This window comes from Mesorhizobium sp. LCM 4577, from assembly GCF_001854795.2.
Classification (GTDB): domain Bacteria; phylum Pseudomonadota; class Alphaproteobacteria; order Rhizobiales; family Rhizobiaceae; genus Mesorhizobium; species Mesorhizobium plurifarium.
Map to the genome: position 1 here is coordinate 204653 of NZ_MDDU01000053.1, position 14684 is coordinate 219336.

Annotated in this window: 12 protein-coding genes; 9 read left to right on the forward strand and 3 right to left on the reverse strand. The window is 64.9% G+C overall.

Annotated features, from left to right (window positions below; genetic code table 11):
* Positions 1-2: 2 nt before the first annotated feature.
* The 9 genes from tssJ to LCM4577_RS29905 all read left to right on the forward strand — a co-directional run bounded on the left by tssJ (position 3) and on the right by LCM4577_RS29905 (position 10756).
* A complete protein-coding gene (gene tssJ / locus LCM4577_RS29865; RefSeq protein ID WP_040985738.1) occupies positions 3-455 on the forward strand; it encodes a type VI secretion system lipoprotein TssJ in 453 nt (150 codons plus the stop codon).
* A gap of 36 nt (positions 456-491) precedes the next feature.
* A complete protein-coding gene (tssK, locus tag LCM4577_RS29870; protein ID WP_041001906.1) occupies positions 492-1826 on the forward strand; it encodes a type VI secretion system baseplate subunit TssK in 1335 nt (444 codons plus the stop codon).
* A gap of 4 nt (positions 1827-1830) precedes the next feature.
* Positions 1831-3156, forward strand: coding sequence for a type VI secretion system protein TssL, long form (gene tssL, locus LCM4577_RS29875; RefSeq protein WP_071074496.1), 1326 nt, complete (start codon positions 1831-1833; stop codon positions 3154-3156).
* 1 nt (position 3157) lies between these two features.
* Positions 3158-6697: a type VI secretion system membrane subunit TssM gene (gene tssM / locus LCM4577_RS29880; protein WP_071074497.1), complete on the forward strand. Its 3540-nt coding sequence runs from the start codon at positions 3158-3160 to the stop codon at positions 6695-6697.
* Positions 6679-7221 (forward strand): type VI secretion system-associated protein TagF, encoded by a 543-nt coding sequence (gene tagF, locus LCM4577_RS29885; RefSeq protein ID WP_083354888.1) that lies wholly within the window; start codon positions 6679-6681, stop codon positions 7219-7221. Before tssM ends, tagF begins: the two co-directional genes overlap by 19 nt.
* A 100-nt stretch (positions 7222-7321) precedes the next feature.
* Complete coding sequence (locus LCM4577_RS29890; protein WP_071074560.1) at positions 7322-8377, forward strand: DUF2169 domain-containing protein; 1056 nt, start codon at positions 7322-7324, stop codon at positions 8375-8377.
* Positions 8377-9432: a beta-ketoacyl synthase N-terminal-like domain-containing protein gene (locus LCM4577_RS29895; protein ID WP_071030709.1), complete on the forward strand. Its 1056-nt coding sequence runs from the start codon at positions 8377-8379 to the stop codon at positions 9430-9432. Before LCM4577_RS29890 ends, LCM4577_RS29895 begins: the two co-directional genes overlap by 1 nt.
* Positions 9432-10250: a DUF4150 domain-containing protein gene (locus LCM4577_RS29900; protein ID WP_071074498.1), complete on the forward strand. Its 819-nt coding sequence runs from the start codon at positions 9432-9434 to the stop codon at positions 10248-10250. The genes LCM4577_RS29895 and LCM4577_RS29900 overlap by 1 nt, the downstream gene beginning before the upstream one ends.
* A gap of 2 nt (positions 10251-10252) precedes the next feature.
* Positions 10253-10756 carry a hypothetical protein gene (locus LCM4577_RS29905; RefSeq protein WP_041001898.1) on the forward strand — a complete coding sequence of 168 codons (504 nt, stop codon included), beginning with the start codon at positions 10253-10255 and terminating at the stop codon, positions 10754-10756.
* Positions 10757-10802: 46 nt separating this feature from the next.
* Here LCM4577_RS29905 and LCM4577_RS29910 read toward each other — a convergent pair whose 3' ends face one another.
* From LCM4577_RS29910 to tssI, 3 genes are read right to left on the reverse strand one after another with little or no spacing between them, the layout of a single operon-like run.
* The gene (locus tag LCM4577_RS29910) at positions 10803-11900 is read right to left on the reverse strand and encodes a HEAT repeat domain-containing protein (protein ID WP_071074499.1); all 1098 of its coding nucleotides are present in this window, start codon (positions 11898-11900) and stop codon (positions 10803-10805) included.
* 2 nt (positions 11901-11902) lie between these two features.
* Positions 11903-12331 carry a DUF6484 domain-containing protein gene (locus LCM4577_RS29915; RefSeq protein WP_071074500.1) on the reverse strand — a complete coding sequence of 143 codons (429 nt, stop codon included), beginning with the start codon at positions 12329-12331 and terminating at the stop codon, positions 11903-11905.
* A 10-nt stretch (positions 12332-12341) separates the two neighbouring features.
* Complete coding sequence (gene tssI, locus LCM4577_RS29920) at positions 12342-14666, reverse strand: type VI secretion system tip protein VgrG (RefSeq protein ID WP_071074501.1); 2325 nt, start codon at positions 14664-14666, stop codon at positions 12342-12344.
* Between the last annotated feature and the right edge of the window lie 18 nt (positions 14667-14684).

Below are 14684 nucleotides of genomic sequence, written 5' to 3' on the forward strand. Positions count from 1 at the left end.
GCATGATCGACAGACGCGAATTCATCGTTGCCCTCGGCGCCACGGGGCTGCTTGCGGCTTGCCAGAGCGGTCCGCCGAAACCATCGGTGATCTCGGTCAACGTGACCGGCGGCGCCGGCATGAATCCGGGACCGGGCGGCGGCGACCGGCCGGTGACGGTTCTGGTGATGCGGCTTGCCAGCACCGGCAAGTTCAATTCGGCCGATTACTTCGCGCTGCAGGGCGATGCCGGCTCGGCGCTAGGCGCCGACCTGATCGGCTCGGACGCGATCTCGGTCGCGCCGGGCAAAACGGCGGCCAAGACCATCACGGTCGAGCCGAACGCGACCGCGCTCGGCTTCGTCGCGCTGATCCGCGAACCGGGCGGACGCAACTGGCGCACGACCAAGTCGGTTTCGCCAGGATCGAAGTTCACCATCAATGTCAGCCTCGGCAAGGGCGGCATTTCCGCCTGACGGCGAGACAACCACGGCAGTGCAGAGAGTGGCAGCATGAGCGACGCAAACAGGGTGCTGTGGTCGGAGGGCCTGTTTCTCAGGACCCAGCATTTCCAGCAGCAGGACCGGTTCTTCGAAGGGATGGTGCGCGGCGCCTTGCAGGCCGGCCAGCTCCATACGTTCGGCTTCCAGCAGCTGACGCTCGACCAGTCGCTGCTCGACGCCGGCCAGGTGTCGATCGTATCCGCCCGGGGCATCTTCCCGGACGGCACGCCCTTCTCCATCCCGGAGCTGATGGATGCGCCCAAGCCGCTGCCGGTCACGGCCGACACCGGCGCCGGGCCGGTGCTCATCGCGCTGCCGCTGGAGCCGCCCGGCGGCGTCGGCTTCGATCCGGCGCATGCGGCATCGACGGGGGCGCGCTACCACGGCAAGATCGTCCCGGTGCGCGATGCCGTGCAGGGCGGCGCCGATCCGGAAGAGATCGAGGTCGCCCGGCCGCAAGCGGTGCTGCTGGCGCCCGGCAAGTCGGTTGGCGGCTACACCGCGCTGCCGGTCGCCGACATCACGGGCGTGCGCGCCGATGGCGGCGTCTCGCTCGACCCGGCCTTCCTGCCGCCGACGCTGATCACCGGCGCCGTCCACTGGTACCGGCAATTGCTGCAGGAGGTCGTCACCGGCCTCGACCAGATCGCCGAGGCGCACGGCAAGATGGTGATGGGCGGGGCAGGCCGCAGCGTCGAAGACTTGCTGATGCTGCACCTCGCTAACGCCGCGCGGCCGCGCCTTGCGCATATGCTGGCGCAGGATGTCTTCCATCCGGCCGAGCTCTATCTCGAGCTTGCCGGCCTCGCCGGCGAGATGGCCACCTACGGCTCGAGCTCGCGGCGGCTCGGCGAATTGCCGGCCTACGACCACATGGCGCCCGGCCCTGCCTATATGGCGCTGGCGGACGCCTTGCGTTCGCTCATCCTCAGCCTGCGTTACATCGAGCCGAAATCGCGCGCGCTGCCGGTCATGCGGCACGCCACCAATGTCTGGAAAGTGCGCATCGACAACCCGAAGCTGCTCGTCGCCAGCCGCATCGTCATCCGCGTCGGCTCCGAGCTTTCGGAAGACGCGCTGCGCAAGATCTTCGTCAACCAGGCGACGGTCGGCTCGGCCGACCAGTTCGAGGGCCTGTGGAAGTCGCGCCTGCCGGGCATCCCGCTGAAGCCGCTGCATTCGCAGCCGCGCGAGATCCCCTATGACGGCGATCGGCTCTGCCTGGAGCTCGACCAGAAGAGCGAGCACTGGGCCTCGCTGCTCGACGCTCCGGGCTTCGTCATCGGGGTGTCCGGCGTGCTGCCCAGCGAGCCGCAGGTCGACTGCTATTCGGTGAACAGGTGAGGCCATGAGCCGGGATGATCCTTTCGGACTGTCGGAGGATCGCGAGCGCACCCGCATCCGGCTGACGGGTGCCGCGCCCCGGCCGCTGGCGCCGCTGGCGCCGGGCGCGCCAGTCAAACGCGCGCGTGCGCACCCAAACACGCTCATCAACATCTTCGCGCCGCTGCTCGAATTCGCGCCGGAGCTCGAAAGCGCGCTGGCGCCGGAGAACCCGGAAGTGATGCGCACGCGCCTGCTCGACGAGCTGGTGCGGGCGCGCGACGCCGCTGTTGCCGCGGGCTCGTCGCTGGAGCGCGCCGACCAGGCCGCATGGGCGGTGGCGGCGCTGCTCGACGACCTCGCGCTCAACACGCCATGGGGCGGGGCCAGCGCCTGGCCGCGCCAGCCGCTGGTGGTCATGCTGCGCGGCGACGTCGATGCCGGCACCCAGTTCTTCACCCGCCTCGACGAGCTGGAGCGGCATCCCAACCGCGACCGCGAAATGCTGGAGCTGCAATATTACTGCCTGGCGCTCGGCTTCCGCGGCAAGTACCGGGTGCCCGGGCGGGCCGGCGACCGTTCGCTCAATGCGGTGCGCGTGGCGGCGGCGCGCTTCCTGCGCAACGCAGATGCCGAGGACGCGCCGCTGTCGCCGAACTGGAAAGGCGTTATCGCCTCCGACGAGCCGCAGCGCTTCATCGTGCCGATCTGGGTGATGGCGCTTGCCGCGGTCGTCGTCGCCGCCGCCGCCTATATCGGCCTGTCGATGGGCTTGAGCAGCCAGGCGGTCGAGCTCTCGGCGCTGGTGCGCACGCTGCCGCCCGCTTCGCGCGGCGACGTCACCCGCGCCGCGCCCAAGCAGGATGCGCCCGCGCCTGAGCCGCAGCCGGTCGATTTCGCGCTGCTGCCGGAATTCAAGGCCGAAGCGCCGGACGATCTCAAAGGGGCGCTCAGCGGCACCGAGAGCGTCTCGCTGGCCAAACTGATCATCCAGTCGTCCAATCCCGAGCTCTTCCAGTCCGCGCGGCCGACGCTGACGGAAGGCTACGAGCCGCTGATCGCGTCGATCGCCAAGGTGATCCTGGACAACAAGGAGCTGATCGGGAAAATCACCGTCGTCGGCCATACCGACAATGTGCGGCTGCAAAAATCCAATCCGTTTGCCAGCAACCAGCGCCTGTCGGAAGCGCGCGCCGAAACCATAGCCAAGCTTCTGGTGCAGGCCGGTGTGTCGGCGGAGAGCATCTCTTCCGAGGGCCACGCCGAAACCGATCCGGTGGCGGACAACTCGACACGCGAGGGCCGCGCGCTCAACCGGCGCGTCGAGGTCCTGGTCGAGAAGAGGCTCTGAGATGTTCATCCTGCGCTTCCTCTGGGCCGTCATCACCTCGCGATTCCTGTGGACGCTGATCGGCATCGCGCTGCTTTCGCTGCTGATCTGGGTGTTCGGCCCGATCGTGCAGGTCGGCCCTTACGCGCCGTTCGAATCCGACAATGTGCGCATCGCCATCATCGCCGGGTTGATCATCCTGTGGCTGATCTGGCTGATCATCGCGCAGCGCCGCGCGATCCGCGCCAACCGCATGTTCGTCGCCGAGATCGCGGCGCCTGTTCAGGAAAAGCAGCTCACGCCCGGCGAGGAGAGCGTCGCGGCCGTCGGCGCCAAGTTCGGCGAGGTGATGGCCGAGCTCAAGCGCCGCAAGCTCGGCGGCCGCAAATTCCTGCGCGAAATGCCCTGGTATGTGATCGTCGGGCCGCCGGCCACCGGCAAGACGACGGCCTTGCGCCAATCCGGGCTCAATTTCCCGATCGACCTCACCGACGATCTGCAGGGCGTCGGCGGCACGCGCAATTGCGACTGGTTCTTCTCCGAGAACGCGGTGCTGATCGACACAGCGGGCCGCTATGTCCAGCAGGAAAGCCAGCCGGATGTCGACGCGGCGGAGTGGCTCGGCTTCCTCGACCTCTTGAAGAAGCATCGGGGCCGCCGCGCGCTCAACGGCGTCATCGTCGCGCTGTCGATCGATGCGCTCTCCGAAGGCGACGAGGCGATCAAGGCGCATGGCCGGAAAATCCGCCGCCGGCTGGCGGAGCTGAACGATCGGCTCGAGATCCGCCTGCCCGTCTACCTGATGCTGACCAAGGCCGACCTGATCAAAGGCTTCGAGGCCTTCTTCGGCGGCTTGTCGACGACGGCGCGCGAACAGGTGTGGGGAACGACTTTTCCGCTCGACGCTCGCGTCAACGCCGGCACAATCCAGACAGAACTTGCCAGGCTGGCCTCCGAGCTGGAGCGGCGGCTGGTGCCGCGGCTGGAAGACGAAGACAAGCTTGGCCAGCGCGCCGAGATCTTCCGTTTCCCGGCGCAGTTGGCGAGCCTCTCCGAGCCGATCCAGGTGCTGGTCGAAGCAATGTTCGGCGAAAGCCGCTACGAGGAGGCCGCCTGGCTGCGCGGCCTTTATCTGACCTCGGCGACACAGGAAGGCGCGCCCATCGACCGGCTGACCGCCGCCCTTTCCTCGTCCTTCGGATTGCCGCCCCGCCGCGCCATGCCGGCGGCGCGTGTCGAGAAGCGCAGCTTCTTCCTCAGGAACCTGCTCACCGAAGTGATCTTCAAGGAAGCCGGCCTCGGCACATTCGATCCGCTGGCGCAGCGCCGGCGCGCCTGGATCTGGCGCGGTGCTGCCGCCGCCTGCGCTCTCGCCGCCCTGCTCGCCGGCGGCCTGTTCACCTGGTCCTATCTCGACAACCGCAATGCAATCACCGAACAGGCCGGCCAGTTCGAGGCCCTGCAACAGCCGCTGACGGATGTCGCCGCGATACCGGTCGCGGTCGAGCAGCCGACCATGGATGGCGCGCTGGCGGCGATGGACGCGGTGGCGGCGGCCCGCACCGCGCCGCCGGACGCGATCCACAACCTGCTCGGCCCGACCGCTTCGGCCGAGCTGGTGCGCGCGCAGACCGACACCTACGACCATGCGCTGCGCAACGTGCTGGAGCCGCACATGGTCGCGTTGCTGGAGGCGACGATGTGGCGGCAGATCCGCGATCCGGATTTCATGCTCGGCGCGCTCAAGACCTATCGGATGATGACCGGCCTGTCGCAGATGGACACCGACTTCGTGCAGAACTGGTGGGTGAACAACCTGCCGCAATTCGCGCCGGCCGCGCCCTTCCCGACCGCGGACGCCGAAGAGCACCAGCTCGCCGCGATCCGCCGCATGGCTGTCGACGACAGCTATATCGCGCCGGACAAGGAACTGGTCGCCGAGGCGCTGAAGACGGTATGCACGATCTCGCTCCCGGAGCGCGCCTATAAGCAGCTTCTGACTGACCCGGAAGTGGCGGCGGTCAAGGAATGGGTGCCGGCCAATTTCGCCGGACCGAACGGCGCCAAGGTGTTCGCGCGCCGTTCCGACAAGACGCTGCGCGTCGGCGTGCCGGGCCCCTACACCTATGCCGGCTTCCATGACGCGATCCTCGACCGCGTCGAGGACGTCGCCGGCCAGGCGGCGCTCGACCGCGCCGTGTTTGCCGGCGGCTGTTCGGAGAATGCGGAGACGTCGGTCTCGGCGCTGTCGGAAGACATCCTGAAGCTCTATTACGACGACTACATTTCGCAGTGGGATAGTTTCCTGCGCGACATGCGGCTGGCGCCGCTGACCGACCTCAACGTCGCCAGCGAGAACCTCAAGGATCTTTCCAGCGCCGACTCGGCGCTGAAGCGCCTGCTGACCGCAGTGGTGCAGGAAACCGACCTGACCCGTTCGGACGACGCGGCGGCCGACGACAAGAGCGGCGCCGCCAAGACCGGTTCGAAGCTGCTCAGCAAGCTCGGCAAATTGGGCAAGGTGGTGAAGACGGGCGCGAAATTGCTGCCCCGCGCGGGCTCGGCCGATCAGGTCGACATGACCGGCAGCCTGGTGGCCGAGCATTTCAAGCAGCTCAAAGGCACGATCGCGCAGGTCGACGGCCAGCCGCCGGCGCTCGACGCCGCCGTGGTGGCGCTGACGGCGCTGTCCAACGTGCTGCAGACCGTCACGGCTAATCCCGATCCGCAGGACGCCATCAAGAAGCAGGGCGGGCTGGCCGAATTGACCGGCGCTGTCGCCAGGCAAGCGCAGATCCTGCCTTCGCCGATCAACGACTGGCTGGGCGGCATTGCCGGCGACACCAGCGGCCTGTCGCAGAAGGCCGTCACCAACGAGCTCAACGCCATCTGGCGCGCCGATATCCTGCCCTTCTGCCAGGCAGCGCTCAACAACCGCTATCCGTTCAGCCCGGACAGCGCGGTCGACGTCAATGTGCGCGACTTCCAGCGCCTGTTCGGACCGACCGGGTTGATCGATGCCTTCACCAACGACCATCTGATCAACTATGTCGACACCGCCAGCGAGCCGTGGAAATGGCGCGCCGATTTCGGTCTCGATCCGGCGGCGCTGGCGGCCTTCGAGCAGGCGCGCCACATCCGCGACGATCTCTTCCCCGGCGGCACCGGGCCGGTGATGAATTTCACCCTGGAGCCGAAGGACCTGTCGCCCAACGTGGCGCGGGTGACGCTCAACCTCGATGGCCAGAACCTCGTCTATTACAACAACGCGACGAGGCCGCAGCCGATGACATGGCCCGGCAAGGACGGCACCGGCGTGATATCGCTCGCCTTCCAGCCGGTCGACGGCTCGCCCGAGGTGATGCTCAACGAGACCGGCAGCTGGGCGTGGCTCAGAATGCTGCGCGGCGGCCGCTTCAATGCGACCAAGCTCACCGACGTCTACAGCCTGCGGCTCGGCACCAAGGGGATGTGGGCCGATTTCGAGCTCAAGGCGGCCAGCGTCGAGAACCCCTATACGCTCGAAATGTTCAAGAAGTTCACATGTCCGCCGCAGATCTGATCCTGCCCGGCTTCTACGGCAAGATGCCCGCCGCCGGCGATTTCGTGACGCGCCGTTTGCCGGGCGATTTCGTGCGCGTGTGGGACCGCTGGCTGGCTCAGCACATCGTGCCGCTGTTTGGACTCGAAACCTGGCCAACGGGTACGGCCTTGCGCTTCCTCAGCGGTCCTGGCGCCTTCGGCGCCTCGGCGGGCATCGTGTTGCAAAGCGCCGACAGGGTCGGCCGGCGGTTCCCGCTCAGCGTCGTCGCTCGGCTTCCGGAGGCGCCGCTGAAGCTGGCCTATTGCGATAGCTGGTTCGACGGCATCGAGGGCGCGGCCTTCGCCGCGCAGCGGGGGGAGCTCACGCCAGACGAACTGGACGCGGCGCTAGCCGCGCTGCCGGTTCCGCATGTCGGTGGCGAAAGCGATGTCGTCGACGACCTGGTCATATGGACCGCGCATACGGACATTTTCGACGTCGATCCGCAGGCGCCGCAGCCGACACTGGAACAGATCTTCGCCGCGAGTTGGGAGACCAGCTGATGGCCGTGTTCGAAGAGGTCTTCAGTCCGCTATCAACGCTCGGCTTCAGCCGGGCGGCTGAAACCTCGCTGATCATCATCGGCTGAGGATGTGGCTTCAGATGTGGATGCTGTTGAACCAGACGCCATTTGCCGCCCAGCAGGGCTGGACGCGCGACGAGCAGGGACACGAGGTCTGGCTGATTGCGATCAAGGCTTCCTTCGAGATCGACCCCGACGGGAAACAGCGGCTCCTCAAAGAACAGACGCCGATAAATCTGGCGCCCCTCCATGCCGCGGACGCAAACGAACTTCTCGACGACACAGATTTCAATCTCGAGAAGAAGCATACCGACATTCTGGTCGAAGGACATGTCTATGCACCCGGCAGGCGTCCGGGCACCGAGAGCACGGCGCGCATAAAGGTCGGCGACGTGGACAAGACCCTTAATGTCATAGGGGATCGCGTGTTTGTTCCCGGCGCAGTTTCGGCGAGGCTGAGCCGGGCCGAGCCGTTCACGAAAATGCCGATCACCTGGCGCCGCACCTATGGCGGCACGGATATGGAGGCTTCAAAGCCGGATTGGGACCAACGCAATCCGGTGGGAACGGGATTTGCGGTCTCGCCGCAGCGACTGGTCAGCAAAACCGGACCCAACTTCGAATATCCCGACGCGCCTTACCGCGACCACCGCAGTGGCAAGCCGGCCGGGTTCGGCCCAGTGGCGCGACACTGGCAGCCGCGTATGAAACATGGCGGCACCTATGGCGAAGAATGGCAAAGGACGCGCGATCCGCTTTTGCCGCGCGATTTCAACCGACTGTATTACCAGTGCGCGCCGGAAGATCAGCAGACCAAGACCCCGCTCATGGGCTACGAAGTCGCGCGGCTCGGCAATTTCACACAAGACGGCTTCTGGGAGTTCCTGCTGCCCCGCGTGACCTTCAACATCACCACCCAGTTCTACAACCGTCCCGACCGCAAGAACAATGAGCCGGTGATCCACACGGTGCGCATCAAGCCGGATCTGCGCCAATTCTCGATCACCTGGATGTCGACATTGTCCGTCCCTTATGACGAGGAAAGGCTGAAAGGCAGCTATGTGAGGATCCGTGAGCGTTCCGGCGTGTCGCCAGCTGTGGCGGCGACCGGTGTCTGGCTTGGGGAAGACGCGTGATGGCCAAGGCCGACGCCATCGTCGTGGTGGGCGTGGGAGCGAGAACGCCCCTGGGATTCGATGCGGCATCCAGCGCGGCGGCCGTGCGGGCCGGAATTTCCGCCATCCAGGATCATCCCTATCTGACCGATCGATTTGGCCAGCTGATGAAGGTGACCCGCGATGCCGGCGTGCCGGCGGAGCTTCAAGGCGCGGGCCGTGTGGTTGAGATCGCGTTTTCGTCGGCTCTCGAAGCGTTGCGGCCGTTGCTCGGCTCCGGTTACACGGCGCCGATATCGCTGATCCTTTCAACCGGCGAACCCCGGCCCGGCCAACCGGAAGGCTTCGCCTCGAAGGTCAGCGCCGCGTTGCGCAAGCAGCTGTCACAGCACGTCATGCTGGAAGGTGGCGGCTCTACCGCTGGCGGCCATGCCGGCGGACTGCTTGCGATCCATCACGCCTGCAAATCGCTTCGCGAAGGCAAGGCAAGGTTCTGCCTCGCCGGTGGGGCGGACAGCTATTTCGATCTGGAAACGCTGGAGTGGCTGGACGACAACGAGCAGCTTCACTCCGAGGGGAACGTATTCGGCTTCTGTCCCGGCGAGGCGGCGGGTTTCTGCCTGCTGGCGACACTCCCCACAGCGCGGGAATTCGGATTGACGCCGTTGCTTGAAATCGTTGGGACCTCCACTGCCGCCGAAGAGAACCGGATCAAAACCAAGTCCGTCGTCCTGGGAGAAGGGCTCGGTGCCGCCTTTCAGTTCCTGTTTCGAGACGGACCGATCGATCCTGTCGACCGTATCATCTGCGACATGAACGGCGAGCGCTATCGCGGCAACGAATATGGCTTTGCGGTTCTGCGAAATCCGGGGCGCTTCAGGGATGCCGCAGATTTCGAGACGCCGGCGGACTGCTGGGGCGATGTCGGGGCCGCTTCGGGGCCGCTGTTCGTCAGCCTGGTCAGCGAGGCCGTGGCGCGCGACTATCAGAAAGGTCCGCTGTCGCTGATCTGGACGAGTTCCGAGAACGGCGCGCGCGCAACGGTGCTGCTGGGCGCGCCGGGAAAGAGAAGCTGATGCCAACGCACATCACCGTCAACGGCCTTGGCCTGACCTACAAGAGCACGGTAGGCCTTTCGATGGCGACCATCCCGGATGTCTGCAAAACGCCCAGTCCGGGCGGCCCCGTTCCGCTGCCCTATCCGAACATCGCAGACCAAAGCACTTTGCAAAACGGCACCACGACGGTCTTTGCCAAGGGCGGCAAGATGATCGCCATCAAGGGCTCGCAATACAGCATGAGCTCGGGCGACGAGCCCGGTACCGTCGGAGGCGTCAAATCCGGCGTCTTCAAGAAGGCGACGGACTGGATCACCTATTCGTTCGACGTCAAGATGGACGGCAAGAACGCCTGTCGCCATACCGACAAGAAATTTCACAATGACAAGAATACGGTCGACCTGGCCGGCAATTTCGATCCCAACGTGCCGCAGCCTGGATTGAATGCGTATCAGATATCGATCTGGAAGAAATGCGTCGAGCAGCACGACAAGTACGATGATATCAAGAAGGAGAATGAGAAGCTTTCCAACGACTACAAGGCGGCTAACGGAGAGAAGCCGAGCTTGACGAAGGGCAAGATCTGGTCAGGGCGAGCAACTCCGCAGGAGAAGGCAAACTACAAGAAATTCCTTGAGGACCAGAACGCGATTTTCGAGAAGCTGGCGCATGAAAGAGCCGTCTACATCGTGGAAGATTGCGATGACATCCCCTGGGACGGAGGCAAACCCACGAAGCAGGAGCGCCTCGATGGTCACTATGACGCGCACAGCAAGGTGGAGCAGGCCATCAAGAACAACAAGGCGGAGCTTGCCGACGCCAAGATGGGACCCTGAAAATGACGACAGCACTCGAAATCGCGGAGAAGATCAAAAAGGCGTGGTCGTCTGTCGAACCCCCACCACATGAGGATATGGCGTACTTCATCACAGGCTGGGGAAAGGGCGAGCGACACCTGTTTCTTGATGTAAAGCCAGTCGATGTCGATCGCGACGATTCGCGGTTTCTGGTGGCAGACGTGCTGGCAGAGATGTCGCCGCGTGCCACGGCGGCATATCTTGGGCCGTATCTGATGACCTTCTTCGAGGATCTGGCATTCCAGGAAGACATGGGCTTCTTCTCCGAGCCGATGGTGCGCGGGAGCGTCCTGTCGCTGCTCAGCCTGCCTAGAACCTGGTCCGACATCCGGCCTTACCTGTCGCAAAATTGCAAGGAAGCGCTCGGCGAAGCTGTGGCCTACATCCTGAAATCGCACGAGATATTGAAGCTGGACCGCCCGCTTATCCTGTCCCTGGAAAAGCTTTCGCGATCGATCGCAAGGGGCATCGACTGGGAGCCATAACATGGTCCGCGAACCGCCGCGACGGGGCGACAAGCAGGCCGCTCGATCACGGCGCGGCTGACCGGAGGCCTGGAAATCTGCTGTCGCTCCATGCCTTGACATTGGCCGCCACCGGCACTTTGACCGCAAAATCTCCAAACCGGTCCTCGAACGCCTGACCGAGCTCCGTCGGATCGAGAGTGAACAAGTCCTCCGCCTCGCGTGCTTCGGGAAACAGCTCGAGCAATGCCGCGCCGGCAGCTGGCGCAAAAGCCGGCGTCCGCATTTGGTGGATCAACCAGTGGAGAACCATGCGGTCTCCCAACATGCCGGCGCCGCGCACCGCAAGGGGCGCCGTCTCGGGCGATTTCAGCAGCCCGCCCATCCAGGCTCTCGCATCCTTTTCGGGCGCTGCCTTGATGGCGGCGCRCAGCGCCGTGATGGCGTCCGGACCGCCGCCGACCGCCACCCTGCGCAATTCGGCTCCGGCGAGGTCACCCGAGCCGAGCTCCGTCAATGCCCAGGCGGCCCAGAACCGCGGCTGTTCCTGGCCATCCTCGAGAGCCGTCCGCAATTCGTTGGCGAGGTCGGTTCGCCGCAGTTGGCCGGCCAGGCGCAGGCTGACGGCGCGGACGCGCGCATCGGGATCGCGCACGAGCCGCGACAGCATCTCCTTGGGGTCGACGCCGTGTCCAAGGCAGGCCGAAACCCCGAGAAAGCGCTTGAACGCGTCCGGCGCGCCGATCCAGTTACGCACCTCGGCGGCGATTGCCCGCGGCTTGTGCCAAGCCAACGCGCCGATCAGTCCGCGCGCGTCATCCTGACTTTGGCGGCCGAGTTCGATGGCTTCGGCCAAACGGCTGCCGTTGCTCTGCTCGATCGCCATCCAGGCGTAGAGGAAGAGCTCGCCCTTCTCGGGGAAATCCTCATAAGCGGCGGCGACAAACGGCCAGGCCGCGGGACCGGCGATGCGCAGACCATCGAGGTTGGTTTCCAGACGGCGCTCGACGCCCGAGACGGCGGCAAGATCCGGCGGATCGGCCAGCATCAACGTATCGCGCTGCGCCCAGAGGAACGCGGCCTGTTCGGCGTGCTGCCTGACGATGCCGGCAACGATCGGCCGTTCCGACGGGCCTTTGGCCGCTTGATTGCGAGCGGCAGCCATCGTCAGTTGAGATCGATGGATCCGCCGCGGATGCGGTTGGCGGCGCTTGCGTGGCTGGTGACATAGGTGCCGCGAATGGTTATGCGGCCATCCTTTTCCATGAGGATCGTCGCCTTGCCGCAGCGCAGCTCGATGCGTTCTTCGCCGATGATGCGAACACACTCGCCGTCACGAACGACCTGCGGCGCTGCGCTCTTGCGCGCAGGCTCGACGATGCGGCCGACGATCAGCGGCTTCATCGCGTTGCCTTCCTGAAACAGCAAGGCAACCTCCTGGCCGATCATGTCGGCGGTCAGTTCGGTCAGGCTGCGCGCGGGCAAGGCGGCTTCTTCCGGATTGCCGGGGAAGACCACCAGCGGCGAAGCCGCATCGTCGAAACCGAGGAAGATGCCGATCACCACACCATCGATGCGCTCGCGAACGTCGCTCATCGCCGATCCCTCAATTCTCACTGATGGTCGAGCCCTTGATGACCACGTCGCTCGACGCCTTGATGCTGATCTTGCCCGACCCCTTGACCGAAATGTCCTTGCCTTCGATCGCGATCGTGCCGTCCTTCTTCATCATGATCTTCGCCGATCCGGTCTGGATCAGTATTTCGTCGCCGGCATCGATCACCAGCTTCTTGCCGACCTTGATCGAGCTGTCCTCGCCGACGCTGATTGCGCTGCCTTTTGCAATGCCCAGCGTGTGGGCGCCTCCAACGCTCGTGGAGTCATCGGCACCAATGCTGGCGCTGCGCGCCGCGCCAACGCTGAACGACTGAGCGCTTCCGACGGCTACACTTTGATTGGCGCCGACATTGACGGTTTGCGAGGCACCGATGTCCCAGCTGTCCGCGGCGCCAATGCTGTGGCTTTGGTTGATCCCCACGCTCACCGACCGTGTCGCACCAATCGTGTTCGTCTGCGAGGCGCCGACCGATCGCGCTTCCGCTGCCCCCACCGTATCGACGCGCGCGACACCCACCGTGACCGTCTGATTGAGCCCCACGGTCTGCGAATGGTTGGCGTCGATGTTCTCGGTCGAGTTGGCGACGACGTGGATCGTCTCGTTGGCCATAACCGTCAGCGACCGGTTCGCGCCCACCGTCTCGGTGTCGTTCGAGCCGATGTTGGTGGTCTGGTCGACGCCGATCTTGACCGTCTTGTTGTTGCCCACGTCCTCATCGAGGTTGTGGCCGACGGAGTGCTTGGCGTCGTGGTCGATGCGGTCGGACTGGTCGTGCTGGACCGTCTTGTTGCGGTCGTGCTTGATCAGCAGGTGGTGGTCCTTCTGAGCCTGGAAATTGACCAGCTCGGAGCCGGCCTTGTCCTCGAACATCAGTTCGTTGTAGCCGCCGCCACCTTTCGAGGAATTCGACTTCCATCCGGATTGCGTGGCGTTGCCCGGCAGCCCGTAGGGCGGCATCTGCGAGGCGTTGTAGACGCGGCCGGTGATGATCGGCAGGTCCGGATCGCCCTCGATGAAATCGACGATGACCTCCTGGCCGATGCGCGGGATCTGGATGAAGCCCCAATTGCTGCCGGCCCAGGTCTGCGAGACGCGCACGAAGCAGGATGAGTTCTGGTCCTTCTTGCCGAGCCGGTCCCAGTGGAACTGCACCTTCACGCGGGCATATTTGTCGGTGAATATCTCCTCACCCGAAGGGCCGACGACGGTCGCGGTCTGCGGCCCGCGCATGATCGGCCGCGGCGTGATGCGCGGCGGCCGGTAGGGCAATTTGGTGGGCGCAACGCCAAGCACCACCTTGAAATTCTCGCTGTGGGCCTCGTTCTGGGTCCGGTAGCCGGGATCGAACAGCCGGTATTCGGCGCTGACCACCAGATAGTCCTGGTTCTGGTCGTCGCGCGGAAAACTTTCGAGCGTGAACTTGCAGCCGGAAAAAAGGCCGCGCACCGTGCCAACCGCCGTGCTGTGCTGGTGCACGGCCTGAAGTTCCTCGCGGCGGATCCCGGCGATCTTGTCGCCGCGCCCGACATCGAGATGGGCGCCCGGCTGGCGATAGTTCTCGCCAGAGGCTTCCTTATGGGCGAAGGGCTGGGCGGATTTCGCCATCAGATCGGCGCCGGGCTTCTCGAAATCATAGTCCGTATGCGCATAAGCGCCCGGCCGCACCGCGCTGCCAGGGATCCATTCGGTGATGTATTCGACATCGCGCCGCGAGGCCTGGCCCTCGAAGTTGTAGAGCACCTTCTCGTAGCCGGGCGCCGGCTTCAGCTTGCTCATCGCATCGCAGAGGATGAGCGTGTGCTTGCCCTCGTCGTGCTCGAAGAAATAGAAGATGCCTTCGTGCTCGAGCAGCCGCTGCACGAAATCGAGATCGCTCTCGTCATACTGCACGCAGTATTCGCGCTGGGGATAGGATCCCTGCAGCCGCTTCTCGAACTTGGCGATGCCGTATTTCGAGAAGATCTTCTCGACGATCTCCACCGCCGTCATGTTCTGGAAGATGCGGCAGTCGGTGGTGTTGCCTAGGAACCAGAGCCACGGCCTGACGGTCGCCTCGTAGAAGGCCAGCCGGTCCTCGATGCGGGTCAGCTTGAAATCCGACACGAGGCCGCTGAACCAGCGCTTAGGATCGGATTCGCCCTCGACCGAAACGACACCGCCCAGCATCTTCAACGGGTCGATGTCGCGGTTCTTCGAGACGAAGCCGACCGTATAGGCGAAACAACGGCTGATCTCATCTCGGCCGATGAGATGGGTGAAGGTCAGGTCGGCGCCAGCCGGCGTCTGTACTACCGTGGCACGTTCGTTCGGCATGGGTCGTGCCCCTCCTCG

Excerpts from the sequence above, each read along its gene's own strand:
- tssJ (WP_040985738.1), top strand. The coding sequence starts at position 3 with ATGATCGACAGACGCGAATTCATCGTTGCCCTCGGCGCCACGGGGCTG.
- tssK (WP_041001906.1), top strand. The coding sequence starts at position 492 with ATGAGCGACGCAAACAGGGTGCTGTGGTCGGAGGGCCTGTTTCTCAGG.
- tssL (WP_071074496.1), top strand. The coding sequence starts at position 1,831 with ATGAGCCGGGATGATCCTTTCGGACTGTCGGAGGATCGCGAGCGCACC.
- tssM (WP_071074497.1), top strand. The coding sequence starts at position 3,158 with ATGTTCATCCTGCGCTTCCTCTGGGCCGTCATCACCTCGCGATTCCTG.
- tagF (WP_083354888.1), top strand. The coding sequence starts at position 6,679 with ATGTCCGCCGCAGATCTGATCCTGCCCGGCTTCTACGGCAAGATGCCC.
- LCM4577_RS29890 (WP_071074560.1), top strand. The coding sequence starts at position 7,322 with ATGTGGATGCTGTTGAACCAGACGCCATTTGCCGCCCAGCAGGGCTGG.
- LCM4577_RS29895 (WP_071030709.1), top strand. The coding sequence starts at position 8,377 with ATGGCCAAGGCCGACGCCATCGTCGTGGTGGGCGTGGGAGCGAGAACG.
- LCM4577_RS29900 (WP_071074498.1), top strand. The coding sequence starts at position 9,432 with ATGCCAACGCACATCACCGTCAACGGCCTTGGCCTGACCTACAAGAGC.
- LCM4577_RS29905 (WP_041001898.1), top strand. The coding sequence starts at position 10,253 with ATGACGACAGCACTCGAAATCGCGGAGAAGATCAAAAAGGCGTGGTCG.
- LCM4577_RS29915 (WP_071074500.1), bottom strand. The coding sequence starts at position 12,331 with ATGAGCGACGTTCGCGAGCGCATCGATGGTGTGGTGATCGGCATCTTC.
- tssI (WP_071074501.1), bottom strand. The coding sequence starts at position 14,666 with ATGCCGAACGAACGTGCCACGGTAGTACAGACGCCGGCTGGCGCCGAC.